Source organism: Allobosea sp. P5_A5 (genome assembly GCF_056400625.1).
The window spans coordinates 111,413-136,739 of record NZ_JBFUKY010000003.1; the positions used below are offsets into that span (position 1 = coordinate 111,413).

A 25,327-nucleotide genomic window follows, 5' to 3' on the forward strand; every position below is an offset into this window, starting at 1 on the left:
GATGATGGAAAGCCTTCCTCCGCGCCGCTCCGAGCCTGTCTTCAGCCGGCTTGCCATCATCGGCATCGGACTGATTGGCTCTTCGATCGCCTGCGCCGCGAAGGAACTGAACCTCGCCGGCACGATCATGCTCGCCGATTGCGATGAAGGGGTACGTAAGCGGGCGCGCGAACTGGGACTCGGTCACGCTGTCGTTGAGACTGCCGCCGAAGCGGCGCGAGACGCCGATCACATCATCCTGTGCGTGCCGGTCGGCGCTTGCGGGGAGGTCGCAGCCGAGATCGCGGCGGAGCTGAAGCCGGGCGCGATCCTCTCCGATGTCGGTTCGGTCAAGGGCTCGGTGGTCGATGCCGTGACCCCGCATCTGCCCGAGGGTGTCGTTTTCGTACCGGCCCACCCGGTGGCCGGTACGGAAAATTCCGGCCCCGATGCCGGCTTTCCGAGCCTTTTTCTCAACCGCTGGTGCATTCTGACGCCGCCCGACGGCACCGAGCCCGGCGCGATCGCAAAGACCCGGCAGTTCTGGGAGGGCATGGGCGCGCTCGTCGAAGTCATGAGCGCGCATCATCATGACCTCGTGCTGGCGGTCACCAGCCATCTGCCTCACCTGATCGCCTACAACATCGTCGGCACCGCCGAGGATCTGGAGGCCGTGACGCAGTCCGAGGTGATCAAGTTTTCCGCCGGCGGCTTCCGCGACTTCACCCGCATCGCGGCCTCGGACCCGACCATGTGGCGCGACGTCTTCCTGCACAACAAGGAGGCGGTCCTGGAAATGCTCGGCCGCTTCAACGAGGACCTGGCCTTGCTCACCCGCGCGATCCGCTATGGCGACGGAGAGACGCTGCACAAGCATTTCACCCGTACCCGCGCCATCCGCCGCGGCATCGTCGCACTCGGCCAGGAGAAGCCGGAGACGGAAAAACTGCGCAAACCGTGATGCCGACGGGCGAGAGGCAAGACTTCGCCTTGCTAAGAATCGGCCGGGCTGATAGAGGCTCGCCAGCGTCGCCGCTTTAGCTCAGCTGGTAGAGCACCTCATTCGTAATGAGGGGGTCGGGGGTTCGAATCCCTCAAGCGGCACCACTTTCCACGCATGCCGACGCGAATGAGTCGTGATTGCGTGGGCCTGCCGCGAGCGCCTGTCCGACGCTGTATGTTGGCGTCATTCGGCCAGATCGCTCAGCTTCATGAAGTCATCGCATCAGCTAAAACGTGTGGCTTTCCGGGTTCGACCGCAGTCCGGTCAGAAGCCAGCGAAAACGCTCCTGCCTGCGCCCCTCACGCCGGCTCGATCCACAGGTCCGCCTATTCGGCGAGCTTGGACGCCCTGAGGCGGAGCGTGACGATCAGCCCACCCTCGGACCATTCGTAGTCGATGGAGCCTCCGAGCTGGCCGGTCACGCTTCGCTGCAGAAGGCGGCTGCCGTAGCCGGCGGACTTGGTCGGGAGCTCGACGGCTGGTCCGCCCCGCTCCGTCCACGTGATCCTGATCTCGTCGTCCTCCTGGGAGCCCGATACGTCGAGCGTGCCCGTTTCGACCGAGAGTGCGCCGTATTTGAGCGAGTTGGTCGCGAGTTCGTGGATCACCAGCGCAAGCGTCGTGGCCGCCCCCTCGCCGACGCCCATTCGTGGCACGGCGACCCGGATGCGTCCGCTGAAGGCGCCCATGTCCTCGTAAGGCGAGAGCAGGATGGAAAGCAGATCGCCGAGCAGGGCGGCGGTGCCTTGGTGGCCGGGCAGGGGTCGCACCAGATCGTGAGCCCGGCCGAGCGAAGTGAGGCGGCTGGTCAGGTCCTTGGCCATCTCCTCCGCCGTGGTCGAGGAACGAGACGCGATCTGGGTCAGTCCAGAAGCGATCGCGAGCAGGTTCTTCACCCTGTGGCTCATTTCACCGGCGAGCAGCTCATGGCCCTCTTCGGCCTGTTTGCGGCCGGTCACATCGAGGAAGATGCCGTAGGCGAGATGGTTATGCAGGCCGACATCATCGCCGATCCCCCGCGCGGAAATCCACCGGATTTCCTCCCCGATCATGATGCGGAAGTCGATTTCATAGGCGCCGAGGATGGCGCGTGTCGCGGTGAAGGCCGCCCGCACCCGGTCGCGGTCGGCCGGATGGATACGAGCCGAGAGATCCTCGAACTTCACGTCGTCGGCGCGCTCGACCGACCAGAGCTCAAAGCCGCTATCATCCATTGAGAAGGCATCGGTCTCGACGTTCCAGGCCCAGAGAGCGACGCCCGCGGCACTGATGGCGCGGCGAAGGCTCTTGGCGGTCCACGCGGTCGGGTTCGATGAGGGCACGGGGTCTTCCCAAGGCGAAGGGCAAGTTGAACGACTAATCTATGGAATATGCGGCTTCGAACCTATGTCAAAAGCTACGCGACGCGCTAATCGATAACAGGCGACTATTTGTGAAAATCCGTTAAAGACCATCAGCTTGATTTCCGGGGTGCCATCCCTGCAAGGAGAGGCGGGAGGTGCCTATGAAGATCGAGTCCAAGGAAAGCGCGCGCCTGGGCGCACTCGCCAGCTTCGCCATGCTGGATACGCCCCGCGAGCAGGATTTCGATGAAATCGCCGACCTTGCGTCCCGGATCTGCGAGACGCCCATCGCGGTGGTAAATCTGATCGGAGAGGGTCGCCAGTTCTTCAAGGCCGAGGTCGGCCTGGGTGTACGCGAAACCCCGCTCGACTCGTCGTTTTGCGCCAGGGCGATCCTGGAGCAGGATTTCATGATCATCCCCGACGCGACCAAGGATGCGCGGTTCGATTGCAACCCGCTGGTGACAAGCGAGAACGGTCTGCGCTTCTACGCGGGGGCCCTGCTCAAGACCGCTGAGGGCTATGCGATCGGAACGGTCTGTGTCCTGGACTATCGGCCTCGCGAGCTCTCTTCGATCCAGCAGGATACCCTCAAGGTGCTGGCCCACCAGGTCATGCGTCAGCTGGAGTTGCGGCGGACGCTGCGCGAGCGAGACGCCGCTCAGGCGCAGCAGGCCGTCCTGAACGCCGAGATCGCCCACCGCATGAAGAACACGCTTGCGATGGTGCAGGCCATCGCGACGCAGACCCTGAAGGCGGTGTCGGAGCGTGATGCGGTCGACGCCTTCACGCGGCGCATCACGGCGATGAGCGCGGCCCATGACCAGCTTCTTCAGCAGGACTGGACCGCGGCGTCGCTGGCCGCCGTGATCCGTCCGATGCTGGAACTCCACGGCGATAACGGCCGCATCCTGACGTCCGGGCCGAATGTCGAACTCGGACCGAGGGCAACGGTCTCGATCTCGCTGCTGCTGCACGAATTGGCGACCAATGCCGCCAAATACGGTGCGCTCTCGAGGCCGGAAGGCAAGGTTTCCCTGAGCTGGCTCGTCGATGACACCGCCGCCGAGCCGATGTTGAGAATGACCTGGCAGGAATCGGGAGGCCCACCCGCGAGCGAGCCGACCCAGCTCAGTTTCGGCTCGCGCCTGATCCGGATGGGCCTTCTCGGCAGGGGCGGCGTCGACAAGCAGTGGTTGCCCGGCGGGTTGATCGCGCGGTTCGCCGCGCCCATGGCCGACATCAAGGGCTCCTGAGCCGCCAGGCGAGGGGAACTGTGGCGGACCGAACTGGTTCAGCCTGCTCGATAGCTCCAGAACCAAAGAGGTCGACCTTGCTCGCTCCGTCTCGCCGCACGATGCTGGCCTTGCTGTCGAGCGCCTGTGCGCTCGCCTATCGGCCGGCCGTGGCCCAGCCGGCGCCAGCCCGGCCGCGAGGCTTCAATTATGACGATGTCGTCCAGCAGGCCAAAGCGCTTGCCGAGCGGCCCTTCGATGCCGGCAGCGCTGCCATCCCCACAGAGCTTTCGCAGCTGACCTATGACAGCTATCGCGAGATCCGGTTCCGGCGTGACAAGGCGTTCTGGCGCGATGGCGGCTCGGATTTCCGCCTGCTGCCGTTCCATCTCGGCTTCCTTCACGACAAGCCCGTTCAGGTGCACATCATCAATCACGGCACGGCCGTTCCGATCCCTTTCACCACCGGATTGTTCGAATACGGCAAGGTGTCGGTGCCGAAGAGCCTGTCGCCCGCGCTGGGTTTCGCGGGCTTTGCCGTCACCACGACCCTCAACGACCCCAGAGTGCAGGACGAAGTCATCTCGTTCCTTGGCGCGAGCTATTTCCGCCTCATCGGGCGCGGGCACCGCTACGGCCTCTCCGCTCGTTCACTCGCTCTGGATGTCGGCGGCAAGCAGCCCGAGGAGTTCCCGTTCATGCGCGCGCTCTGGCTGGAAGAACCTTCGCCGGACAGCACCGACCTCGTGATCTATGCGCTGCTGGATTCGCCCTCGGTCGCGGGTGCTTACCGCTACGTGGTCAACCCTGGAAAAGAGACGTTTGTCGACGTGACCGCGACCATCATCCCGCGCAAGCCGATCGACCGGCTCGGCATCGCGCCGTTGACCTCGATGTTCCAGGCTGGCGAAGGCGACCTGTCGTTGCGGACCGATTTCCGGCCCGAAATCCATGATTCCGACGGGCTGATGATGCAATCGGGCAGTGGCGAGTGGATCTGGCGGCCGCTCCGCAACCCGAGGGCGCTGCGGATATCGAGCTTCGGCGACAAGAACCCGCGTGGCTTCGGGCTGATGCAACGGGACCGCGATTTCGGAAGCTATCAGGATCTGGAAGCCCGCTACGATGCCCGGCCGGGCTATTGGGTCCAGCCGCAGGGAGAATGGGGCGAGGGTCGGATCGACCTTATCGAGATCCCCACGGTCAACGAGGCCTTCGACAACATCGTCGCCTGCTGGACACCCAATACGCCACTGCCGACCGGCCAGCCGACCGAAATGCGCTATCGGATATCGGCCTTGTCGACGACCTGGAATCTGCACCCCTTCGCGCAGGCCCAGCAGAGCTTCAATGGGTCCGACATCGAGGACGGCTCTGTCGACGGGCGCGGCACCAAGCGCTTCATCGTCGATTTCTCGGGCGGCGACCTGGCCTATTATCAAAACGAGCCTGAGAGGCTGGAACTGGTCGCCTCCACGACGGCGGGCGAGATCACCTCGAAGATCCTCACCTTCAACGCACCTCTGAAAGGCGTGCGGGCGATCGTGGATGCGGCCTTGCCCGATGGGCAATCGGCGGAACTCAGGCTGTTCATCCGGTCACGCAAGCGCACCCTGAGCGAAACCTGGACGGTCACATGGTCTGTTCCGCCGGGCGATACGGCCAAGCCGCAGCCGTCGCGGAAGTGAACGGCGAGGAGAGCCGCTTCGACTTGCCATGCCCGCCGAACGGGCGAGAATGGCGCTGAACCCAGGAGCGGACGATGTGCGGCGCAAACGACGATCATCCCCACAATGCCGGCGATGATCATCATCATCATCATGATGGCGAGGCTCGTTGGAAGCATGATGGCGTTCGCGTCATCGCCGGCGACCAGCTTGACCCCAACACCGCGCAGACGCCCGGCATGTTCCGGCAAGCGGCGATCAACCATGCCCGCGTCGGTGCGCAGAAGATCTGGGCCGGAACCGTCTCGATCGAGCCCGACGCCAAGACCGGCGTCCACCATCACGGCGCCTTGGAAAGCGTGATTTACGTGGTGCGCGGACGGGCGCGGTTGCGCTGGGGCGAGCGGCTGGAATTCGTCGCCGAGGCCGGGCCGGGCGACTTCATCTATGTGCCACCCTATGTTCCGCATCAGGAGATCAACGCCAAGCCGGACGAGGTTCTGGAATGCGTTCTGGTGCGCTCGGACAATGAGGCGGTCGTGGTCAACATCACCGATGTCGACCCGGTGGAGAAGCCGGAATCGGTCTACTGGGTCGACCCGATTCACAAACATCCCGGCTAAAGCGGGCTTCCCTCAGGCGAAGCGCTTCGCCCCCGCGACGCTCAGAACGACGATTCCGGTTGCCGCGACCATCGTCCAGGCGATCGGCTCGTGCAGGATCAGCGCGGCAAGGAGCAGCCCGAGGAACGGCTGTAGCAACTGCAGCTGTCCGACGCCGGCAATGCCGCCGAGCGCCAGTCCGCGATACCAGAAGACGAAGCCGATCAACATGCTGAAGACCGAGACATAGGCCAGGCCCAGCCACGCCGATCCGCCGATGCCGCTCAACGAACTCGGCCACTGAAGCAGCGCGAGCGCGGCCATCGCCGGCAGAGAAAACAGCAGCGCCCAGCAGATGACCTGCCAGCCGCCGAGGCGTCGCGACAGCGTCGCACCCTCCGCGTAACCTAGGCCGCACAGCACGATCGCGCCGATCATCAGGAGGTCGCCGCCGAGCGAACCGGGCTCGCTATGGGCGAGCGCGAAGCCGGCGACCGTGGCGCTGCCGAGCACCGAGAACAGCCAGAACGCGAGCTTCGGCCGCTCGCCGCCGCGAAGCACGCCGAACAGGGCGGTCGAAAGCGGCAGGAGCCCGATGGAGACGATCGAGCGTGCCGCCGTGATCTGCTGCAATGCCAGCGCCGTCAGCAACGGAAACCCGACCACGACCCCGAGCGATACAATCGCCAACGGCATCAGATCCGTCCGTCGCGGCATCGTCTGCCGCAACAGCCCGAGGCAGATCGCGCCAAGGATCCCCGCGATGACGGCGCGTGCCGAGGTCAGGAACAGCGGCGAAAAGCCCGCGACGGCCAGCCGCGTCGCTGGGAGCGATCCGCTGAAGATGACGACGCCGAGCAGCCCGCTGCCCCATCCCTTGTCCGACCAAGCCATGACGATCCCCTTCGTACAACCTTTCTGAGCAAAATGCCGGTCCTGCAACAGGGACAGTTCATGACAGTTATAAGAGACTGTATGATACACTGGGCCATACAGTGAGGGGCCATGGCAGAGAGCAGAGGCAGGCGGACGGCGGAGGCGATGGCCGCGATCAGGGACTGCGCGACGCGTGGCTTCTCCAACGGCGAGCGGATGCCATCGATCCGCCGCCTCGCATCGACCCTGAAGCTTTCGCCTTCCACGGTTGCCGAAGCCTATGACCGCCTCGTGGCGGAAGGGTTCGTCCGCGCCAGGCCGGGCGCCGGATTTTACCTGACCGGGCGAGCCGCCCCGTCGTTGTCATTACGGCAAGCCGCGACGGCGCAGGAACGCGCCGTCGATCCGTTCTGGGTATCGCGACAGTCGCTCGACGCTGGCGAAGAGGTCCCGAAGCCGGGCTGTGGCTGGTTGCCGGCCGACTGGATGCCGCATGAGGCCTTGCGCCGGGGTTTGCGGACGCTGGCACGGTCGAGCGATGCGGTCCTCGCCGACTATGGAAGCACAAGGGGATCGCCCGTGTTGCGCAGCCTGCTGCTGGCCCGCTTTGCCGAAGAAGGCCTGCAGGCCTCGCCCGACCAGCTTGTGTTGACCAGTTCCGGCACGCAAGGTCTCGATCTCGTCTGCCGGCTGCTGCTGCGCCCCGGTGATACGGTGCTGGTCGACGATCCCTGTTATTTCAACTTCCAGGCTCTGCTGAGGGCGCATCAGGCGCGGGTCGTCAGCGTGCCTTACACGCCTTCGGGGCCTGATCTTGCGATCTTCGCCGAGGTTGTCGCGGCCGCCCGCCCTCGGCTCTATCTGACGAACTCCGCGCTGCATAACCCGACCGGGGCGACGATCTCGCCGCAGACCGCGCACCGCGTGCTCGGAATCGCATCGGCCGGCGACATGACCATCGTTGAGGACGACATCTTCGCCGACTTCGAGCCCGAGCCGTCGGTGAGGCTGGCGGTGCTCGATGGGCTGGATCGCGTCATCCGCATCGGTAGCTTCTCCAAAACGCTCTCGGCATCGGTGCGTTGCGGCTATGTCGTCGCCCGTGCCGAGATCATGGAGCAACTGGTCGATCTCCAGATCGCGACGAGTTTTGGCGGCCCTAGCCCGGTTGCCGCCGGACTGGTCTCGGAGCTGCTCGCCGGCGGAGGGTATCGCCGACATCTCGACGAGATCCGCCAGAGGCTGACCAGGGCTAGGCGCGATGTCGCGGGCCGGCTCGAGGCGCTGGATATCCGGCCCTGGCATAGCCCGCGCGGCGGGTTCTACCTTTGGTGCCGCCTGCCGGCCGGCGTCGATTCCGCCGAGCTGTCCCGGTTGGCGCTGGCCGAGGGCGTGGTGCTTGCCCCCGGCAATGTCTTCAGCGCCGCCCTGACGGCCTCCGAATTCATGCGTTTCAACGTGGCGCAGATGCAGGATCGTCGCATCGACGATGTTCTCGGCCGCATGGTGAGCAGGCTTGTCGGCCAAGGACAGCAGCCGCACTCGTCATGATCGAGCGCGGCTGATATAGCCGGCGCGAAAAGCAGCCGGCGTCGCCGCCGGCCCGCAAGGTGGTGAAAGTTCAATCCATGCATCTGAGGATCGGCACCCGCCGCAGCCCCCTGGCGATGGCCCAGACCCATCACGTCATGGCGCTGATCAAGGCGCAGGTTCCGGACGCGGAATTCACGCTTTGCCAGATCGCCACGATTGCCGACAAGGATCGTAAATCCGAGTTCCATGAATTCGGCATGGTCGGCGTGTTCGCGATCGAGCACGAACAGCAGCTCGTCAATCGTGAGGTCGATTTCGTCGTCCATTCCTTGAAGGATCTGCCGACGACCCTGCACGAAGGGCTGGTGTTGGCCTCTGTCCCGGAGCGGGAGGACCCGTGCGACGCCCTTTGCGGGGCGACGATGGAGACACTGCGTCAAGGCGCGCGCGTCGGAACGGGTTCGCTGCGTCGGCGCGCACAGATCCTCAGCCTCAGGCCGGACGCGACCGTCGTCCCGATCCGCGGCAATGTCGGCCCGCGGCTGGCCAAGATCGACGGCGAGGACGGGCTCGATGCCGTGATCCTCGCCCAGGCCGGGCTGAAGCGGCTGGGCCTGGACGGCGCGACGGCCGAGGTGCTCGATCCGACCCGTTTCCCCTATGCGGTCGGCCAAGGCGCGCTCGGCCTCGAAGCCCGCGCCCAGGACACGGCCGTCATCCAGGTCCTGAAATCGATCGAGTGCCCGCGAGCGCGTGCCGAGGTCGAGGCGGAGCGGGCGATGATGCATGCGCTGGGCGCCGGTTGCAGCCTTCCAGTTGGCGCCTTCGCCCATTGGCGGGACGGCAAGCTCGCCCTTCTGGCCCAGATCACGTCGATCGACGGCACCGAATGTGTGACAGTGACCGAGCACGGGGAGTCTGAGCGCGCGGCCGCGATCGGTCTGGCCGCCGCCGAAACCCTGAAGGAGCGGGGCGGCGGGAAAATTCTCGAGACCAGCTTTCGCGGTCATTACCCTAGCTTCAAATCGCTCTGAGCCAAGCCGGGCTGCGATAAAGAAAGGCCCGGTCTCCGCGAGGAGGTCCGGGCCTTTGCGTGGCCACCGCCGCTGATCGCGGGTGACCGTTTCCTGTCATTCGCCTCAGAGCGACTGCATGATCTCGCGGTTCTGCGCAGCGAACCGCGCAGCTTCCGGCTTGAAGAGCATCCATGCGGGCTGGGGCACCGTGTGCACCGGCGACTGCATCGAGATTGTGAAAGGACCGGTATTGCCGGCCGGCTGGTCGGGATCGAGCCTGGCCGCGCGGCACATGGCGCGGGCGATCCGCTTGATTCTGTCTTCGTCCATATCCCACTCCACCACGAGGGTTTAGCGCGGGGAGAACGCCGAATCCCCAGCCCAGGTTCCGCATATCTCGAAAAATAAAATACCCTTATAAATCATACTGTTATGGTGATAAACTTAGCGCCAGCGAACTTGCCGGAAGTCAAGCGCCATCTTCCAAGCGGGTTGCCCAGGACAAGCCTGCGTGGTGGTCGGGCGCTTTAAAAAAGCGGTAGCCGAGTTGCTTCGGCTACCGCTGCATCGGCGCAAAACCGATGATCAGACCTCTGGCGGCAGGGAGCCGCGATCGAAGACGGGAATGCTGTCTCGTGGGGCGGCTGGGTTGCCGCCGATGGGAATGTCCTCGGCAGCTTGACGAACCGCTTCCTCGCTCTCGGTCAGCCCGTCCTCGGTATCGTTGGCGTCGCTGCCCGCATCGTGAATGTTGGTTCGTTCGCTGACGCGCTGCACATCGGTCGTCTCAAAGTCGATATTGGCCTCGAACGGCGTCAGCGTCTCGCCAGGCTCGTTATCACGGCTTTGTGGAGCGGAAGCGTCAGGCCTTTCATCGGTGCGGTTCATGGCGTGTCTCCTGTGTGAGGGGTTGAACAACGAAGCGATGGCGCTCGCCATCGTTCCAGAACCCGGATCGTCAGGCGGCGAGAAGGCCCAGTGCGCGCTCGATCCGCGAGCAAAGCCCGCTTGCCCGCACCCGGGCGTAGCTGCGCTGCAGGCGTCCGCTCGCATAGGCGTCAACGACGATGGTGTGCACATAGCTTTTGCGGACGACGGCCGGCGTGTTCGACAGCCGCTCGGAAATCTGCCGCATGATGTCGGCGAGTTGGCGCTTCTTGCCGGTCTCGCTGATCGCAACCTCGGCGGCGAGCAGCAGCTCGGCCGCCGCCGCATTGGCGGCCAGCATGCGCAAATCCTTGCTGCTGATCGGCAGGCCCGAAACCCGCTTCAGATAGGCGTTGATCTCGCTGGCATGGATCGCGGCGATCGTACCGTCGTCGCGGCGGTACTGCAGCAACCTGCGGCCGGGAAGGCTCGCGATGCGCTTGACGGCGCGGGCCAGCGCCGCGTCGGTGACAGAGCAGGCGATGTCCTTGCTGCTCTTGCCGCGGAAATGCAACGCCACCTCGTTGCCGGACAGCGTGACGTGCCGCTTCAGCAGGGTCGAGGCGCCATGGCTGCCATTGGTCTTCGCATAGGTCTCATTGCCGACGCGGATGTGGCAGCGGTCGATGATCGCGGCGGCGCAGGCGAGCGCCTTGTTATGGTCGAGCTGGCGCCCGCGCATATCGATGGCGATCTGCGCGCGCAGTTTCGGCAGCGCGGCGATCAGGAGTGCCAGCCGCTTCAGCTTGCGACGCTCGCGCACCTTGTCCCAGCCGGGATGGTAGCGATGCTGGATGCGCCCGGCCTCATCCCGCCCCACCGCTTGCAGATGTGACTGCGGATCGTCGGAAATACGCACGTCCTGATAGGCCGGCGGGATGGCCAGCGATCGGATGCGCGCCAGCGTCCCCTCGTCGGTCACCTTGTCGCCATCGGCGTCCCGGTAGCCGAAGGATTTGCCGTGGCGCACCCTCCGGATCGTCAACTCGTCTGCCGTGGCACGACGCAAACGCGAAGCCGAGCGTTTGGCAGCAGGGGTCTGGGAGGCGGCAAGTTTAGCAGCAGTGGAGGGTGAAGGAGCGCTCATGGGGAGACTCGCGAGTAAGCTGCGAGACCAATGCGCCGCTGCCGCCGTTGGTTCCGCCGGAACGCGAGATCCGCCGAAAGACGATTGAGACGCTGCCGCTCGGGCGGCTGCGGGGACGTCGACTTCCTGGTTCGACTTGCCTGGCGACGGCCCGCGCGACATTCTCGATCCCAGTTCCCAACGACGCAAAGCCCCAAGACGAATGACAACGCCTGACCTGCTCGATCCGCCGCTCGAAACCATTCGCTTCCACGGGCTGAAGACCGGCCCGAAGCTGCTCATCCTCGGCTCCGTCCACGGCAATGAAACCTGCGGTCCGAACGCCATCGCCAAGGCGATCGAGGATTGTCGCGCGGGCCGTGTCCCGATCCAGCGAGGAGAGGTGACGTTTCTCCCTGTCGCCAATCCCAAAGCCTTTCGCCAGAAGACCCGCGAGGGGGACCGCAATCTGAACCGCGACCTGCGCGAACGCCCGCAACCGGCCGACAACGAGGACAGGATCGGCAACCGTCTCTCAGCGATCCTGCGCGAGCACGACATGTTGCTCGACATCCATTCCTTCAGCGGGGAGGGCGTGCCCTTCGTTTTCTTCGGGCCTGAGGATAATCGCGGGCCGCTCGAGCCCTTCCGCCACGCGGCAGCCGAACTCGCCTTTGCGGCCTGTCTTGGCGTCGAGCTGATGATCCACGGCTGGCTCGACATCTATGTCCGCCTGATCGCGGCGCGCGAACAGCTCGACCTGCCACGCCTCGCGGTGACCGAAGGGTTCGGAACGACGGAATTCATGCGGTTCGCCGGGGGCTATGGCGTCACGCTGGAATGTGGGCAGCACGACGATTCGACCTCGCCCGATATCGGCTATGCCGCGATCCGCAACGTGCTCGACCGTCTCGGCCTGACCGACGAGCCGCCGCCGGAACCGGCGAGGCGCACGGTCGTCCAGATGGACGATCTGGTGATCTGCGAGGCGGAGGGAGATCGACTGGTCGGCAGTTGGCGCACCGGCGACCAGGTCGCGAAGGACACGCCAATCGCGCAGCGCGCCGACGGCAAGGTCGTCACGATGCCGCGCGATGGCTTCATGATCTTCCCCAATCCGAAGGCCAAGCCGGGAGAGGGGATCTGTTATCTCGGAACGGAAAGCGCCCGCCGGCTCTGAGCCGACGGGCGACAGGATGTTCTACTGGATGACGCCGCGCTTCTCGCCGAATCCGGGGATGTCGCAGCGGCATGGAGCGCCGCGTGAGATCGGCGGCGTCGGGCAGCTTCCACGGCTTGTCACGCACATGCCGCCTGCTCGAGGGCCACGCGGCGGGCCGTAGTCGTAGTCGTCAGGCGGCGGCGGGCCACGGCGGCGATAGCCGTAATCCGGCGGCGGCGGAGGGCGCCGATACTCGTCCTCATAGCGCGGCGGCGGAGGCGGCGGCCGGTCGTATTCGTAACGCGGACGATAAGGGTCGTAATATTGCGCGCCGGCGGGGGCGGCAGCGAACATCGCCGCGCCAGCCAATACGGCCAAGGTCAATTTCTGGAACGACATGTTTCCCTTCCTGTCGGACGTCCGGCTGCCCGAACGAAACCCGACGCCCATGCTGTCAGCGGCATGATGAACAAAGGCTGATAGCCGATTTGGTTCCAGGCTTCGGCACGCTTTCTCTGTTGAGTTTCGTTTCGCAGCCAGAAGAGTGCTTGAGGCCGGGCAGAATCGCATGCACGCGGCATCCGCGTGCAGCGTCAGTCCGGTGTGATTGCGATCAACAGGTCGCCGGCAGCCGCGGTCTTGCCGGGTTGGGCCGCGACCCGCGAGACCGTGCCCGCCGCGGGCGCCTTCAACTCCATGAAGAGCTTCATCGATTCCAGTACAGCCACGACTTGCCCTGCAGCGACACGATCACCCTCGCTGACATGCACGGATGCGATCGTGCCCGGCATTGCGGCTCGCACCGAATCCCCCGCCAAGCCGCTGCCCTGGCGTGCCGCAACCGCCGCATCGACGGCAAGCGCAATAGTGATCTGGCCCTCGAACGCTCCATAGCGCAGCTGAAGGCCCCCGCTATCGCAGATGGCATCGACCTCGGATCGACGGCCATCGACCGTAACCCTCCAGCGCTGGGCCTCAGGCGTCCGCTCGACGACGCATGAAACGCTTTGGCCGCCGGAAAGCACCCGGTATCCGCGACCGGCCGTTTCGACCAGGAGCCGCCGGCTTTCGCCACCGCTCGTCACGCTGAGATGACCGCCCGCGACGCGGCCCGCTGGCGCAAGCAGGCGGAAACCGCCGAGCGTTCCCCATGGTCCAGCGACCGCGTCGCGGCTTTCGAGCCAGATCGCGGCTGCGACCGCATCGCGCGCCGCCTCTTCCGCCACACGCGGGCGCCAGCCTTCCGGCCAGTTCTCGGCGATGAACAGCGTCGTTGCTGCGCCATCTGCGAATGTCGGGTGCCGCAGGGCATCGACCAGGAAGGGCCGGATCGTTGCTGGCCCCAGCACCGTCATCCGCTCCAGCCCATCCGCCAGGCGCCGCCGCGCCGTTTCGCGGTCCGGCCCGTGTGCAATGACCTTGGCGAGCATCGAATCGTAGAAGGGCGAGACGATGCTTCCCGTCTCGACGCCGCTGTCAACGCGCAGCCCGTCCGGTGCGCGCCAAAGCGCGATCGTGCCTGTGTCGGGGCGAAAACCCTCATCGGCCCGCTCGGCGGTCAACCGCGCCTCGATGGCGTGGCCGGTGCAGGTGACCTCGTCCTGGGCCAGGGGCAGCGCCTCGCCGGCTGCGATTCGGATCTGCCATTCCACCAGATCGAGGCCGGTGATGGCCTCCGTCACAGGGTGCTCGACCTGCAACCGCGTGTTCATCTCGAGAAAGAAGACGTCCTGCGTCTGCGCATCCACCAGAAACTCGACCGTGCCGAGGTTGTCGTAGGAGATCGTCCGCGCCAGGGCCAGCGCATGGGCATGCAGGGCTGCACGGGTCTCGGGCCGCAAATTCGGTGCCGGCGCCTCCTCCAGCAGCTTTTGGTTGGAGCGCTGCACGGAGCAGTCGCGCTCGAACAGGTGGACGATATGGCCGTGCCGGTCGCCCGCGACCTGCACCTCGACATGGCGCGGCCGCGTCACGAACTTCTCGACGAGCAGGCGACCGTCTCCGAATGCGGCTTCGGCTTCCTTGCTGGCAGCGTCGATTGCCGCTGCGAGATCGGACTCGCGCTCCACCTTGCGGATGCCCTTGCCGCCGCCACCGGCCGAAGCCTTGACCATCACCGGCAGGCCGATGCGCAGGGCTTCGCGCATCAGTATTTCGGACGACTGGTCTTCCCCGTCATAGCCGGGGACGCCAGGCACGCCGGCCTGACGCGCGATCTGCTTGGAACGGATCTTGTCGCCCATCGCCTCGATCGCCGAAGCCGAAGGGCCGATGAAGGTGATGCCGTTGGCCTCGCAGGCGGCGATCAGGTCAAGCCGTTCCGAGAGAAAGCCATAGCCCGGATGGATGGCCTCCGCGCCGGTCTTCAGTGCGGCCTCGATGATGCGATCGGCCCGCAGATAGGAATCGCGCGCCGGCGACGGGCCGATACGGACGGCGACATCGGCAAGTTGCACATGCATCGCATTCGCATCGGCGTCCGAATAGACCGCCACGGTGCGGATGCCGAGGTGACGGCAGGTGCGGATGATCCGGCAGGCGATCTCGCCGCGATTGGCGATGAGCAGGGTGGAGAACATCAGCGCCCCCTTGTCATTCCGGGGCGCCCAACGGGCGAGCCCGGAACCCACGACTGGGTGAACAATGCAAACGCGGGTCGCGGCCTTGGGAGAACCCGGTCGTGGGTTCCAGGTTTTCCGCTTCGCGAAGCCCCGGAATGACGGAGGTCGAGCGCCATCATCGCCATCACATCCGATAGACCGGCCGCGGGCTGTTATCGCGCGGTTCGCCAGCCGCGAGCGCGAGACACAGACCCAGCACGTCGCGCGTCTGGTCGGGCTCGATGATGCCGTCGTCCCACAGCCGCGCCGTGGCGTAATAAGGGTCGCTTTGCTCCTCGAACTGGGCGCGGGTCTTCGCGTCGAGCGCTGCGATGGCGGCCTCGTCGGCATCGCCCTTCAGCGACTGCCGTCGAAGCTCGGTGACGACGTTGGCCGCAACCTCGGGGCTCATCGTCGCGATGCGCGCATTGGGCCAAGAGAACAGGAAGCGCGGCCGGAAGCCGCGCCCGCACATGCCGTAATTGCCGGCGCCATAAGACCCGCCGATCAGCACGGTGTATTTCGGTACCCGTGCATTCGAGACCGCATAGACGAGCTTGGCCGAATGCTTGGCGATGCCGCCGCGCTCGGCCTCGGTGCCGACCATGAAGCCGGTGATATTTTGCAGAAACAGCAGCGGTATCTGGCGCTGGTCGCACAGCTCGATGAAATGCGCGCCCTTGAGCGCCGCTTCGGAGAACAGCACGCCGTTATTGGCGAGGATGCCGACCGGATAGCCGTGGATATGGGCGAAGCCGGTGACGAGCGTCGCGCCGTAATCCGGTTTGAAAACGCTGAACGCGCTGCCGTCGACCATGCGGGCGATGACCTCGCGCACGTCGTAGGGCCGACGCAGATCGGTCGGCACGATATCGACGAGTTCGGTGGGATCGAGCTTGGGCGCCACTGGAGCTTGAGGGGGAGCGGTGATGCGGCCGATCTCGCCAAGCGCGCCGACGATCTCGCGCAGCTTCGCGAGCCCCTCCATTTCGCTCAGGGCAAGGTGGTCGCTGACGCCGGAGACCAGCGTGTGCATCTCCGCCCCACCGAGCGTTTCCCCATCGACGACCTCGTGGATCGCAGCCTTCACGATCGGTGGGCCGCCGAGATGGATGCGGCCGGTCCCCTTCACCATGATGACCTGGTCGGACAGGGCGGGAATGTAGGCGCCGCCGGCCGTCGCTCCTCCGAAGACGATCGAAAGTTGCGGGATGCCGGCCGCGGACATCCGGCACTGGTTGTGGAAGGAGCCGCCGAAATGATCGCGATCGGGGAAGACCCGATCCTGCTCGGGAAGGTAGGCGCCGCCGCAATCGACGAGATAGACGCAAGGCAGCCGGTGTTCCCCGGCGATCTCTTGCGCCCGCAGATGCTTCCTCACTGTCTCGGCGAAGAAGGAGCCGCCCTTCACTGTCGCATCATTGGCGATCAGCATGCAGGCGCGCCCCTCGACCATGCCGATGCCGGTGACGATGCCGGCGCCGGGCACCTCGTTGCCGTACAACCCATGTGCCGCGAGCGGCGACAGTTCGAGGAACGGCGTCTGCGGATCGAGCAGCAGGTCGATGCGCTCGCGCACCATGATCTTGCCACGTGATTCATGGCGGGCGCGCATGCGGTCGCCGCCGCCTTGAGCAACGACGCCGTGGCGCTCGCGCAAGGTGGCGATCATCGCGGCGAGCGGGGGAGGGGCTGTTAGGCTTGCGGCCGATACCGACATCGCGGCTCCTCTTGCGGTCATCCCGGGCGGAGCGAAGCGCAGACCCGGGATCCATGCCTGAACCGTTCCGGAATGGATCCCGGATCGGCGCCGCTGGCGCGGCTTGTCCGGGATGGCCCAGCGTCTAACTCAATGGCAACGAAGCTTGATCGCTTCGCCGATTTGACCTACCGTCCGGTAGGTAGTCTCATCGCCGCGCCGCGGTCAAGCAGGAGGAACGCCATGTCGGCCGTCGAAAAGCTCGCAGGCGGGGGCGCCCCTCGCTCGCCCTATTTCACCGAAGAGCACGAGGCGCTGCGCGACCAGGTCCGCCGCTTCGTTGAAACCGAGATCAAGCCGCATGCCCTGCAGTGGGAAGAGGACGGCTTCGTTCCGCGCGAGGTCCTGCGCCGCATGGGCGAACTCGGCTTCTTCGGCATCCGCTATCCCGCCGAATATGGCGGCTCGGAGATGGACACGCTTGCCACCGTGGTCCTTGCCGAAGAGCTTGGCCGCTCGACTTTTTCCGGCGTCGCGATCACGGCTTTGGTCCACACCGACATGGCCTCGGTCCACATCGCCCATGCTGGCAGCAAGGCGCAGAAGGACGCGCTGATGCCGGCGATCATCGCCGGCGAAAAGATCGTGGCGGTGGCCGTTACAGAGCCGGATGCGGGCTCGGACGTGAAGGGCATCCGCACCACGGCGAGGCGCGAGGGCGAGCATTATGTGCTGAACGGCGCCAAGATGTTCATCACCAACGGCGTCCATGCCGATTTGTACTGCGTCGCCGCCAAGACCGATCCGCAGGCCAGGCCATCGCAATCGGTCTCGATCTTCCTCGTCGAGAAAGGCACGCCCGGCTTCACCGTTTCTCGTGCGCTCGACAAGCACGGCTGGCGCTCGTCCGATACCGCCGAGCTGTCCTTCGTCGATTGCCGCATCCCGGCCGAAAACCTGCTCGGGCAGGAAGGGCGCGGCTTCTATGCGATCATGAGCAACTTCCAGAACGAGCGCACGGTGATCGGCGCCATGGCGATCGGCGAATCGCAGGCCGCGCTCGACCTCACTCTGGATTATGTGAAAACGCGAAAAGCCTTCGGCGCGCCGCTCTGGGAAAAGCAGGCGATCCGCCAGCGCCTGGCCGATCTCGCCGGCAAGATCGAAGCCGGCCGCCAGCTCGTTTATCACGCTGCCTGGCTCGACGCGCAGGGCTTCGCCGCCACCCGCGAGGTCTCGATGGTCAAGGCCTACTGCGGCGAGCTGGTCAACGAGGTGATGTATGACTGCCTGCAGTTCCATGGCGGCATGGGCTACATGCGCGAAAGCGCGATCGAGCGCATGACGCGCGACGCCCGCGTCCAGTCGATCGGCGGCGGCGCCACCGAAGTCATGCTCGAAGAGGTGGCGAAGCGGCTGTGACGAAGCTCCGCCGTCATTCCGGGGCGCGCCGAAGGCGCGAACCCGGAACCCACGACGGGGTGACCCGGGCGAACGCCCACGCGCTCCGGAAATCTTGCGCGCCTGACAGGTCTCACCCGGTCGTGGGTTCCGGGTTCTTTGCTGGCGCGAAACCCCGGAGTGACAGAGGGGGCTGCCGATGAGCGTGGTCGCCGAAGACGATCAACCCACCGAACCTGCCTCCCGCCGCCGCATCCTCGACCATGCGGCGCGCCTGCTCAGCAATGGCGGGTACCATCAGACGACCCTGCGCGAGATCGCCGAGGCGGTCGGGATCCGCAAGGCGAGCCTCTACTACCATTTCGGCTCGAAGGAGGAGATCGTCGAGGCGGTGGTGAACGACGGCGTTCGCTTCGTCCATGACGGGGTCGTCGCCGCACTTGCAGGAACAGCGGCGCGGCCGCCGCGCGAACGGCTCGAGGCGGCGATCCGCGGGCATCTCGCGGCGTTGCACGGGCATGGCGACTACACCTCGGCCAGCATCAAGGTGTTCAATTTCGGCGCGGCGCCGGCGCCGGAGAGCGTGCGCGCCGTGCGCCGCGCTTATGAAGAGGTCTGGCGAGGGCTGATCGCGGAACTGCAGCAGGCGGGCGCGTTGCCGCCCGAGCGAGCGCCGGACGTGTTGCGCAATTTCCTGCTCGGTGCGCTGAACGGCTCGACGGATTGGTACCGGCCGGAACGGCACGACATCGCGACCCTGGCTGGCGAATTCGCGGCCCTGATCTCACCCGCGCCGGGCTGAGCGAAGGCGGACGCAGAGGCGTGCCGCGCCGGGAGACTGGCGGTGAAAGGCAGGCTTGCTACGATGGCATCGATTGCCGCTCCTTCGCAGCGGTCTCGACAGGACATCTCGCCGATGCGCGCCTTCTACCACCCTGACCAGGCCCTCCACGATCCGCAGCAATATATGCGCTTCGGCAAGGTCGTCGCGCCCAAGGACCTGCCCGAGCGTACGGAGCGCCTGCTGGCCGCGCTCGCGAAACACGGCATCACGCCCGAGCGGCCGGCAGCCCATGGCACGGCCCCGATCCTCGCCGTGCACGATGAGGGTTTCATCCGCTTTCTCGAAGGGCTGTGGGAGCGCTGGACCAAGCTGCCCGAGCGCGGGCCGGAAGCGTGGCCCAACACCTTTCCCTATTGGAGCGGACGCACCGACGAGGATGTCCGCCCGCCTTGCCGGCCGACCGGCATCGTCGGCCAGATGGGCTGGTATCTCGGCGATATGTCCGTGCCCGTCGGCGAGCATTGCTGGACCTCGACCCTGCGCTCGGCCGAGACGGCAGTTTCAGGCGCCGATGCCATCCTGGCAGGCGAGCAGGTCGTCTATGCGCTCTGCCGGCCCTCGGGCCATCATGCCCGCGCCGACCGTGCTACCGGCTTCTGTTACGTCAATAACAGCGCCGTGGCGGCGCAGCGCCTGCGCTCGAAATTCGACAAGGTCGCGGTTCTCGACGTCGATGTGCACCATGGCGATGGCACGCAGCAGATCTTCTATCGCCGCGACGATGTCCTCACGGTTTCGATCCACGGCGACCCGTCGAGCTTCTATCCGTTCTACACGGGATATGAGGACGAGCGCGGCAACGGCTCGGGAGAGGGCTTCAACCTCAATTTGCCGCTGGCGCCCGGCGCGGGCTCGGCCGAGATGCAGGCCGCGATCGACCGCGCCAGCCGCGCGATCCGCGACTTCGGCGCGCAGGCGCTGGTCGTGGCGCTCGGCTATGACGCGCATAAGGACGATCCGCTCGGCGTACTGAAGCTCGAAGCCGCCGATTTCGGCACGATCGGCCGGCAGATCAGGAGCCTCGGCCTGCCGACGCTCGCGGTGCAGGAGGGCGGTTACGCGATCGAGGCCATCGGCGACTGCCTCGATGCGTTTTTGGGCGGATTCAAGAAGTAGAGCGTAAACGCCGTCATGCTCGCCCTTGTGGCGAGTATCCACGTCTTGAACACGACATTCGACCAGCGGAGACGTGGATGGTCGGCACAAGGCCGACCATGACGGAGCGGCGTGGGCCGGTCCTCAAATCACCGCCTCGATCAAAAACGGCCCCTTCCGGTTCAGCGCCGCCTTGAAAAGATCGGCGAACTCCTCCGCAGTCGTCGCGCGAGCCGCTTCTACGCCCATGCCGCGCGCCATCAGCACCCAGTCCAGCGCCGGCTCGTCGATGTTGAGCATCAATGTGGCATTGCGGCCGAAATCATTGACGCCGACGGCGCGCATCTCGCCATGCAGGATCTGGTAGGTCCGGTTGGCGAAGATCACCGTGACGATATCGAGCTTCTCGCGCGCCTGCGTCCACAGCCCCTGCACCGTGTACATACCGGCGCCGTCCGCCTGCATGGCGACGACCTTGCGGTCGGGGCATGCCACTGCCGCGCCGATAGCGAGCGGAATGCCTTCGCCGATGGCCCCGCCCGTGAGCTGGATGTAGTCGTGCTGCGGCGCGCTGTGGCAGTCGAAATAGAACATCCGGCCTGACGACACCGATTCATCCGCGATGATGCAGTTCTCAGGCAGCAGGGACGAGACAATAGCGCAGGCCTTGTCGGCATCGAGCTTGCCGGTCGGCAGCGCGGGCGCCTCGCTACGCGGCGGCGCGATAGAGGCCGGCGCGATCTTCGTCGCACCCATCTCGTCGGCGAGCGTGTCGATCGCAAGAGGCAGGTCGTCGCCGGGCTTTGCCAGCGTGACCACCTCGCACCCCTCATGGACGAGCCGACCCGGCTTGCCGGGATAGGCGAAGAAGCCGACCGGAACCTGTGCGCCGACCAACACGAGGTAATCGACATCCTTCAACTGCTCGAGCGCCTTGTCGATCGGGTAATGGATCTTCGCGATCGCGACGCGGCCGACGCCGCGCTGGATGCGCCCGTTCGACATCTGGGCGAAGATTTGCGCACCGGTCGCGGCGCAAATCCGTGCGGCCATCTCCATCGGCCTTTCGCGCAGGGCAAGCCCCGTCAGCATGATCGCGGCCCGCGCGCCATGCTTTCGCAGCCCCACCGCGACGTCGCGGATCGTATTGGCATCGACGCTTTTCAGCGCAGGCAGCGTGACCGGTTTGAGCTCTGCCGGCTCGACGCTGTTCCAGGCGCAATCGGCCGGGAGGATCACGGTGGTCACGCCGGGCAGCGTCAAAGAGGCGACATAGGCTTCCTCGATGGCCGGGCCGACATCCTCTGCCGAGGCGATGCGGCGCACGAAATGCGACATCGGCCTTGCCAGGCTCTCGATGTCGCTGGTCAGCGGCGCGTCGTGCTGGAGGTGATAGGTGGCGTGGTCGCCGACGACGTTGATCATCGGCGTCCAGGCGCGCCTCGCATTGTGCATGTTGGCGAGCGCATTTGCCATTCCGGGCCCGCAATGCAGCAGCGTCGCGGCCGGCTTGTCGGCCATGCGCGCATAGCCGTCGGCCGCGCCCGTCACCACGCCTTCGAACAGCCCAAGCACGCAGCGCATCTGCGGCTTGCGGTCCAGCGCCGCGACGAAATGCATCTCGGACGTGCCGGGGTTGGCGAAGCAGACATCGACATCGTTGACCAGTAGCGTGTCGCAAAGGCGGTCGGCACCGTTCATTCCAGCAACCTCGGATGAAGCGAAGGGAAGAGACGCATGGCGTCTCGGGCTTCAGAAGGGAGGAAATTGCGCGGCTTCTGTCAAACGAGAGAATGTCATGGCTGTCCCTCGTCCCGGTGATCGGCGATGGCCGCGCCTCGCTTCCGAGCTTTCATCCCGAGGAGCCGCGGCACGCGGCGTCTCGAAGGATGCTCCAGCTCGCTCCGATAGCGCCCTCTGGAGCATCCTTCGAGACGCAATCCTGCGGATCGCTCCTCAGGATGAGGGCTGAGGTTGGCGATGACGTTTGCCACACGTCACAGCCCGCTTGACGGATTTGCATATGCATTTAACCTGACTTGGAACGAAGGTTGCATTGCGCGGGCGACGGGGCCGATGGCCTTTGAACCGGGCGATGAGGCCGAACAGGGGAAGGTGTCGACCATGACGAATTTCAAGCGGGCTGGTGCGTGGGCGGCCTTGGGTGTGGCGGCGCTGCTCGTCTCTGGCGGCGCTCAGGCGCAGACCAAGGTCGCGGTCGGCATTTCCGGCTGGACCGGCTTCGCGCCGCTGGTGCTCGCCAAGGAGGCCGGCATCTTCGCCAAGAACGGGCTCGACGTCACGATCAAGAAGATTCCGCAGAAAGATCGCCACCTCGCCATCGCCTCGGGCGACATCCAGTGTGCGGCCACCACCGTCGAGACCTGGCTGGTCTGGGATGCGGCCGGCATCAAGACGAAGCAGATCTTCCAGCTCGACAAGAGCTACGGCGCCGACGGCATGGTGGTGCGCAAGGACACTGCATCGATCAAGGATCTCAAGGGCAAGACGGTCGCGGCTTCGGCGCCCGGCACCTCGCCCTATTTCGCGCTGGCCTGGATGCTCAAGGAGAACGGCCTATCGGTGAAGGACGTCAAGGTCGTCAACATGGAGCCCGGCCCGGCCGCCCAGGCTTTCATCGCCGGCCAGAACGATGCGGCGCTGACCTATGAGCCCTATCTCTCCGCGGTGCGCGACAAGCCCGACGCAGGCAAGATCATCGCCACCACGCTCGACTACCCGATGGTGATGGACACCTTCGGCTGCACGCCGGCCTTCCTGGCCGATGACAAGGCGGCGGCAGCGTTGACCAAAAGCTATTTCGAGGCTCTCGCTATGATCAAGGCCGATCAGGCCAAGGCCTATGGCATCATGGGCGCGGATGTGAAGCAGAGCGGCGAGGAGTTCGGCAAATCGGCCGCATATCTGCGCTGGTCGGATGCTGCTGGGAACAAGGCGTTCTTCGCCGGCGACTGGCAAGCCTTCAACGCCAAGGCGGCCGATCTGCTGCTGGAGATCGGCCTGATCAAGGCCAAGCCTGATTTCGCCACGCTGGTCGACACCAAGTTCGTCGAAGGCAAGTGAGGCCGTTGGATTGACCGGGCCTCGCCGTCATGCTCGCCCTTGTGGCGAGCATCCACGTCTTGAACACAGGTCTCGACCAGCGAGACGTGAATGGTCGGGACAAGCCCGACCATGACGGTCCAGCAGCCCGTGCTTCCCGATGTGCTCGCGCCTGGCCTTCGGGTCGTCTTCTGCGGCACGCAGGCCGGCGCAGCCTCCGCTCGTCTCGCTGCTTATTACGCTGGACCGGGCAACAAGTTCTGGCAGGTGCTGCATGCGGTCGGGCTCACTCCCAGACGGCTGGCGCCGGAGGAGTATCGGGACGTGCTGGACTACGGGATCGGTCTCACCGATGTCGCGAAGTCGAGCGCGGGTCCGGATTCGGCGCTGCGTCTCGCGGATGTCGATGCGGCCGGCCTGGTCGGACGGATCGCTGAATACAAGCCACGCTTGCTCGCCTTCAACGGCAAACGCGCCGCACAGGCGATCCTCGGCTTCGGTCCGCTCGTTTATGGCCTGCAACCGGCGACGCTGGCGCAGGCCATGGTCTTCGTCCTGCCCTCGACCTCCGGCGCTGCCGCCGGCTTCTGGTCGCTCGAACCTTGGAAGCAGATGGCTCAGACGATGACCGGATTTTCTGCATGAGACCGCTTCAACCTGTCTCGGTGCCGGCGCGTATCACTTACGGCCTCGCCTTCTTCGCGCTGTTCGTGGCGCTCTGGGCGGTCGCGACCTTCGGTGGCTATGTCCAGCGCCTTTTCCTGGCCGATCCGCTGACGATGGTCGGCGAGGGCTGGAAGCTGATGACGGTCTACGGCTTCGGCTTCGACATCCTCATGACGATCTGGCGTGTCCTCGGCGGCTTCATGATCGCGGCGCTTGTGGCTCTGCCGCTCGGCATCGCGATGGGCGCCTACAAACCGATCGAGGCCTTCCTCGAGCCTCTCGTCTCCTTCGCGCGCTATCTGCCGGCCTCGGCCTTCATCCCGCTGCTGATCTTGTGGGCCGGCATCGGCGAGACCCAAAAGCTGCTCGTCATCTTCATCGGCTCGGTCTTCCAGCTTATCCTGATGATCGCGGTCGCGGTGGGCGGGGTCCGGCGCGACCTCGTCGACGCTGCCTATACGCTCGGCGCCAGCGACCGCTCGGTGGTGCGCCGCGTGCTGCTGCCTAATGCGGCGCCGCAGATCGCCGAGATCTTCCGCCTCGTGCTGGGCTGGGCCTGGACCTATGTCATCGTCGCGGAGCTGATCGGCTCGTCGTCGGGCATCGGCCACATGATCACCGATAGCCAGGCGCTGCTCAACACCGGCCAGATCATCTTCGGGATCATCATCATCGGGTTGATCGGCCTGATCTCCGATTTTGTCTTCAAGGCGGTCAACCAGCGCCTGTTTCCATGGGCGCGGCTATGAGCAAGCTCCTGATCGAAGGCGTCGGAAAGGTCTTCCCGGCCCAAGGCGAAGGCCAGCCGACACGGGCGCTGATGCCGACCTCGCTCACCGTAGGCGACAACGACTTCATCTCCATCCTCGGCCCCTCCGGCTGCGGCAAGTCCACCCTGTTGCGCATCGTCGGCGGGCTGGAAGCGGCCAGCGAAGGCCGCATCCTGCTCGACGGCGCGCCCGTCGCCGGGCCGGGTGCCGATCGCGGCTTCGTCTTCCAGAGCTACACGCTCTTCCCCTGGCTCACCGTGCAGCAGAACATCGCCTTCGGGCTGCGGGAAAAGGGCGTGCCGGAGCAGCAGCGCCTCAAAATCGCGCGCGACTGGGCTGGCCGGGTCGGGCTGTCAGGCTTTGTCGATCACTTCCCGAAGCAGCTGTCGGGCGGCATGCAGCAGCGCACGGCCATCGCCCGCGCGCTCGCCAACGACCCCAAAATCCTGCTGCTCGACGAGCCCTTCGGCGCGCTCGACAACCAGACCCGCGCGCTGATGCAAGAGATGCTGCTCGGCATTTGGGAACGCGAGCGCAAGACCGTGCTGTTCGTGACCCATGATATCGAGGAGGCGATCTTCGTCGGCTCCCGCGTGGTGGTGATGAGTGCGCGCCCGGGTCGGATCAAGGCCGACATCACCGTCGACTTGCCGCATCCGCGCCCCTACACCATCAAGACGACGCCGGAATTCGTCGCGCTGAAAGAGCGCCTGGTCGAGGAAATCCGCGCCGAGGTGATCGCCGCCGATCACTGAGGCGCCTTCAGTGGTGCAGGAATGG

Annotated in this window: 23 protein-coding genes and 1 tRNA gene; 15 read left to right on the plus strand and 9 right to left on the minus strand. The window is 65.5% G+C overall.

Annotated elements, in window-relative coordinates:
* The first annotated feature begins 1 nt into the window (after position 1).
* Together AC1DR6_RS07395 and AC1DR6_RS07400 are read left to right on the plus strand one after the other, a co-directional pair.
* Positions 2-940, plus strand: coding sequence for a prephenate/arogenate dehydrogenase family protein (locus AC1DR6_RS07395; protein ID WP_476828984.1), 939 nt, complete (start codon positions 2-4; stop codon positions 938-940).
* A 70-nt stretch (positions 941-1,010) separates the two neighbouring features.
* Positions 1,011-1,086, plus strand: a tRNA-Thr gene (locus tag AC1DR6_RS07400).
* 222 nt (positions 1,087-1,308) lie between these two features.
* Here the strand turns inward: AC1DR6_RS07400 and AC1DR6_RS07405 are convergent.
* On the minus strand, positions 1,309-2,304 hold the full coding sequence (locus tag AC1DR6_RS07405; RefSeq protein WP_476828556.1) for a sensor histidine kinase: 996 nt from the start codon (positions 2,302-2,304) through the stop codon (positions 1,309-1,311).
* 182 nt (positions 2,305-2,486) lie between these two features.
* Between AC1DR6_RS07405 and AC1DR6_RS07410 the strand changes: the two genes are divergently transcribed.
* From AC1DR6_RS07410 to AC1DR6_RS07420, 3 genes are all read left to right on the plus strand, one after another.
* On the plus strand, positions 2,487-3,581 hold the full coding sequence (locus AC1DR6_RS07410; RefSeq protein ID WP_476828557.1) for a sensor histidine kinase: 1,095 nt from the start codon (positions 2,487-2,489) through the stop codon (positions 3,579-3,581).
* Between the two features lie 77 nt (positions 3,582-3,658).
* Positions 3,659-5,248 (plus strand): OpgD/OpgG family glucan biosynthesis protein, encoded by a 1,590-nt coding sequence (locus AC1DR6_RS07415; protein ID WP_476828558.1) that lies wholly within the window; start codon positions 3,659-3,661, stop codon positions 5,246-5,248.
* 74 nt (positions 5,249-5,322) lie between these two features.
* Positions 5,323-5,850, plus strand: coding sequence for a cupin domain-containing protein (locus AC1DR6_RS07420; protein ID WP_476828559.1), 528 nt, complete (start codon positions 5,323-5,325; stop codon positions 5,848-5,850).
* Positions 5,851-5,862: 12 nt separating this feature from the next.
* Here the strand turns inward: AC1DR6_RS07420 and AC1DR6_RS07425 are convergent, their stop codons facing one another.
* Positions 5,863-6,723 carry a DMT family transporter gene (locus AC1DR6_RS07425; RefSeq protein ID WP_476828560.1) on the minus strand — a complete coding sequence of 287 codons (861 nt, stop codon included), beginning with the start codon at positions 6,721-6,723 and terminating at the stop codon, positions 5,863-5,865.
* A gap of 111 nt (positions 6,724-6,834) precedes the next feature.
* On the opposite strand from AC1DR6_RS07425, the gene AC1DR6_RS07430 reads away from it, so the two are divergent.
* Both AC1DR6_RS07430 and hemC read left to right on the plus strand, forming a co-directional pair.
* On the plus strand, positions 6,835-8,256 hold the full coding sequence (locus AC1DR6_RS07430) for an aminotransferase-like domain-containing protein (protein WP_476828561.1): 1,422 nt from the start codon (positions 6,835-6,837) through the stop codon (positions 8,254-8,256).
* Between the two features lie 77 nt (positions 8,257-8,333).
* Positions 8,334-9,272, plus strand: coding sequence for a hydroxymethylbilane synthase (gene hemC / locus AC1DR6_RS07435; RefSeq protein WP_476828562.1), 939 nt, complete (start codon positions 8,334-8,336; stop codon positions 9,270-9,272).
* 105 nt (positions 9,273-9,377) lie between these two features.
* On the opposite strand, the gene AC1DR6_RS07440 is transcribed toward hemC, so the two are convergent.
* The 3 genes from AC1DR6_RS07440 to AC1DR6_RS07450 all read right to left on the minus strand — a co-directional run bounded on the left by AC1DR6_RS07440 (position 9,378) and on the right by AC1DR6_RS07450 (position 11,268).
* Positions 9,378-9,584 (minus strand): hypothetical protein, encoded by a 207-nt coding sequence (locus AC1DR6_RS07440; RefSeq protein ID WP_476828563.1) that lies wholly within the window; start codon positions 9,582-9,584, stop codon positions 9,378-9,380.
* A 255-nt stretch (positions 9,585-9,839) separates the two neighbouring features.
* A complete protein-coding gene (locus AC1DR6_RS07445; RefSeq protein ID WP_476828564.1) occupies positions 9,840-10,193 on the minus strand; it encodes a hypothetical protein in 354 nt (117 codons plus the stop codon).
* Positions 10,194-10,212: 19 nt separating this feature from the next.
* Positions 10,213-11,268: a DNA topoisomerase IB gene (locus AC1DR6_RS07450; protein WP_476828565.1), complete on the minus strand. Its 1,056-nt coding sequence runs from the start codon at positions 11,266-11,268 to the stop codon at positions 10,213-10,215.
* 202 nt (positions 11,269-11,470) lie between these two features.
* On the opposite strand from AC1DR6_RS07450, the gene AC1DR6_RS07455 reads away from it, so the two are divergent.
* Positions 11,471-12,427: a succinylglutamate desuccinylase/aspartoacylase family protein gene (locus tag AC1DR6_RS07455; protein ID WP_476828566.1), complete on the plus strand. Its 957-nt coding sequence runs from the start codon at positions 11,471-11,473 to the stop codon at positions 12,425-12,427.
* Between the two features lie 21 nt (positions 12,428-12,448).
* Here the strand turns inward: AC1DR6_RS07455 and AC1DR6_RS07460 are convergent, their stop codons facing one another.
* The 3 genes from AC1DR6_RS07460 to AC1DR6_RS07470 all read right to left on the minus strand — a co-directional run bounded on the left by AC1DR6_RS07460 (position 12,449) and on the right by AC1DR6_RS07470 (position 16,750).
* Complete coding sequence (locus AC1DR6_RS07460; RefSeq protein WP_476828567.1) at positions 12,449-12,808, minus strand: hypothetical protein; 360 nt, start codon at positions 12,806-12,808, stop codon at positions 12,449-12,451.
* A 194-nt stretch (positions 12,809-13,002) separates the two neighbouring features.
* Entirely contained in the window at positions 13,003-14,988 is a 1,986-nt protein-coding gene (locus AC1DR6_RS07465) for an acetyl/propionyl/methylcrotonyl-CoA carboxylase subunit alpha (RefSeq protein ID WP_476828568.1), read from the minus strand.
* 166 nt (positions 14,989-15,154) lie between these two features.
* A complete protein-coding gene (locus AC1DR6_RS07470) occupies positions 15,155-16,750 on the minus strand; it encodes an acyl-CoA carboxylase subunit beta (RefSeq protein WP_476828569.1) in 1,596 nt (531 codons plus the stop codon).
* Between the two features lie 201 nt (positions 16,751-16,951).
* Between AC1DR6_RS07470 and AC1DR6_RS07475 the strand changes: the two genes are divergently transcribed.
* From AC1DR6_RS07475 to AC1DR6_RS07485, 3 genes are all read left to right on the plus strand, one after another.
* Positions 16,952-18,130, plus strand: a complete 1,179-nt coding sequence (locus AC1DR6_RS07475; RefSeq protein ID WP_476828570.1) for an acyl-CoA dehydrogenase family protein — start codon at positions 16,952-16,954, stop codon at positions 18,128-18,130.
* A gap of 178 nt (positions 18,131-18,308) precedes the next feature.
* Positions 18,309-18,911, plus strand: coding sequence for a TetR/AcrR family transcriptional regulator (locus AC1DR6_RS07480; protein WP_476828571.1), 603 nt, complete (start codon positions 18,309-18,311; stop codon positions 18,909-18,911).
* A 114-nt stretch (positions 18,912-19,025) separates the two neighbouring features.
* Positions 19,026-20,069 (plus strand): histone deacetylase family protein, encoded by a 1,044-nt coding sequence (locus AC1DR6_RS07485; protein ID WP_476828572.1) that lies wholly within the window; start codon positions 19,026-19,028, stop codon positions 20,067-20,069.
* Positions 20,070-20,192: 123 nt separating this feature from the next.
* Here the strand turns inward: AC1DR6_RS07485 and AC1DR6_RS07490 are convergent, their stop codons facing one another.
* Positions 20,193-21,749, minus strand: coding sequence for an acetolactate synthase large subunit (locus AC1DR6_RS07490; protein ID WP_476828573.1), 1,557 nt, complete (start codon positions 21,747-21,749; stop codon positions 20,193-20,195).
* A 423-nt stretch (positions 21,750-22,172) separates the two neighbouring features.
* Here AC1DR6_RS07490 and AC1DR6_RS07495 point away from each other — a divergent pair, with 423 nt between their 5' ends.
* The 4 genes from AC1DR6_RS07495 to AC1DR6_RS07510 all read left to right on the plus strand — a co-directional run bounded on the left by AC1DR6_RS07495 (position 22,173) and on the right by AC1DR6_RS07510 (position 25,302).
* Entirely contained in the window at positions 22,173-23,132 is a 960-nt protein-coding gene (locus AC1DR6_RS07495; RefSeq protein WP_476828574.1) for an ABC transporter substrate-binding protein, read from the plus strand.
* 90 nt (positions 23,133-23,222) lie between these two features.
* On the plus strand, positions 23,223-23,756 hold the full coding sequence (locus AC1DR6_RS07500) for a mismatch-specific DNA-glycosylase (RefSeq protein WP_476828575.1): 534 nt from the start codon (positions 23,223-23,225) through the stop codon (positions 23,754-23,756).
* Complete coding sequence (locus AC1DR6_RS07505) at positions 23,753-24,526, plus strand: ABC transporter permease (RefSeq protein ID WP_476828576.1); 774 nt, start codon at positions 23,753-23,755, stop codon at positions 24,524-24,526. Before AC1DR6_RS07500 ends, AC1DR6_RS07505 begins: the two co-directional genes overlap by 4 nt.
* A complete protein-coding gene (locus AC1DR6_RS07510) occupies positions 24,523-25,302 on the plus strand; it encodes an ABC transporter ATP-binding protein (RefSeq protein WP_476828577.1) in 780 nt (259 codons plus the stop codon). The genes AC1DR6_RS07505 and AC1DR6_RS07510 overlap by 4 nt, the downstream gene beginning before the upstream one ends.
* The last annotated feature ends 25 nt before the right edge of the window (positions 25,303-25,327 follow it).

Bases quoted from the DNA above. Each gene is read 5' to 3' on its own strand.
- AC1DR6_RS07395 (WP_476828984.1), top strand. From the start codon at position 2: ATGATGGAAAGCCTTCCTCCGCGCCGCTCCGAGCCTGTCTTCAGCCGG.
- AC1DR6_RS07410 (WP_476828557.1), top strand. From the start codon at position 2,487: ATGAAGATCGAGTCCAAGGAAAGCGCGCGCCTGGGCGCACTCGCCAGC.
- AC1DR6_RS07420 (WP_476828559.1), top strand. From the start codon at position 5,323: ATGTGCGGCGCAAACGACGATCATCCCCACAATGCCGGCGATGATCAT.
- AC1DR6_RS07425 (WP_476828560.1), bottom strand. From the start codon at position 6,723: ATGGCTTGGTCGGACAAGGGATGGGGCAGCGGGCTGCTCGGCGTCGTC.
- AC1DR6_RS07430 (WP_476828561.1), top strand. From the start codon at position 6,835: ATGGCAGAGAGCAGAGGCAGGCGGACGGCGGAGGCGATGGCCGCGATC.
- hemC (WP_476828562.1), top strand. From the start codon at position 8,334: ATGCATCTGAGGATCGGCACCCGCCGCAGCCCCCTGGCGATGGCCCAG.
- AC1DR6_RS07440 (WP_476828563.1), bottom strand. From the start codon at position 9,584: ATGGACGAAGACAGAATCAAGCGGATCGCCCGCGCCATGTGCCGCGCG.
- AC1DR6_RS07445 (WP_476828564.1), bottom strand. From the start codon at position 10,193: ATGGCGAGCGCCATCGCTTCGTTGTTCAACCCCTCACACAGGAGACAC.
- AC1DR6_RS07450 (WP_476828565.1), bottom strand. From the start codon at position 11,268: ATGAGCGCTCCTTCACCCTCCACTGCTGCTAAACTTGCCGCCTCCCAG.
- AC1DR6_RS07455 (WP_476828566.1), top strand. From the start codon at position 11,471: ATGACAACGCCTGACCTGCTCGATCCGCCGCTCGAAACCATTCGCTTC.
- AC1DR6_RS07460 (WP_476828567.1), bottom strand. From the start codon at position 12,808: ATGTCGTTCCAGAAATTGACCTTGGCCGTATTGGCTGGCGCGGCGATG.
- AC1DR6_RS07465 (WP_476828568.1), bottom strand. From the start codon at position 14,988: ATGTTCTCCACCCTGCTCATCGCCAATCGCGGCGAGATCGCCTGCCGG.
- AC1DR6_RS07470 (WP_476828569.1), bottom strand. From the start codon at position 16,750: ATGACCGCAAGAGGAGCCGCGATGTCGGTATCGGCCGCAAGCCTAACA.
- AC1DR6_RS07475 (WP_476828570.1), top strand. From the start codon at position 16,952: ATGTCGGCCGTCGAAAAGCTCGCAGGCGGGGGCGCCCCTCGCTCGCCC.
- AC1DR6_RS07480 (WP_476828571.1), top strand. From the start codon at position 18,309: ATGAGCGTGGTCGCCGAAGACGATCAACCCACCGAACCTGCCTCCCGC.
- AC1DR6_RS07485 (WP_476828572.1), top strand. From the start codon at position 19,026: ATGCGCGCCTTCTACCACCCTGACCAGGCCCTCCACGATCCGCAGCAA.
- AC1DR6_RS07490 (WP_476828573.1), bottom strand. From the start codon at position 21,749: ATGAACGGTGCCGACCGCCTTTGCGACACGCTACTGGTCAACGATGTC.
- AC1DR6_RS07495 (WP_476828574.1), top strand. From the start codon at position 22,173: ATGACGAATTTCAAGCGGGCTGGTGCGTGGGCGGCCTTGGGTGTGGCG.
- AC1DR6_RS07500 (WP_476828575.1), top strand. From the start codon at position 23,223: ATGGTCGGGACAAGCCCGACCATGACGGTCCAGCAGCCCGTGCTTCCC.
- AC1DR6_RS07505 (WP_476828576.1), top strand. From the start codon at position 23,753: ATGAGACCGCTTCAACCTGTCTCGGTGCCGGCGCGTATCACTTACGGC.
- AC1DR6_RS07510 (WP_476828577.1), top strand. From the start codon at position 24,523: ATGAGCAAGCTCCTGATCGAAGGCGTCGGAAAGGTCTTCCCGGCCCAA.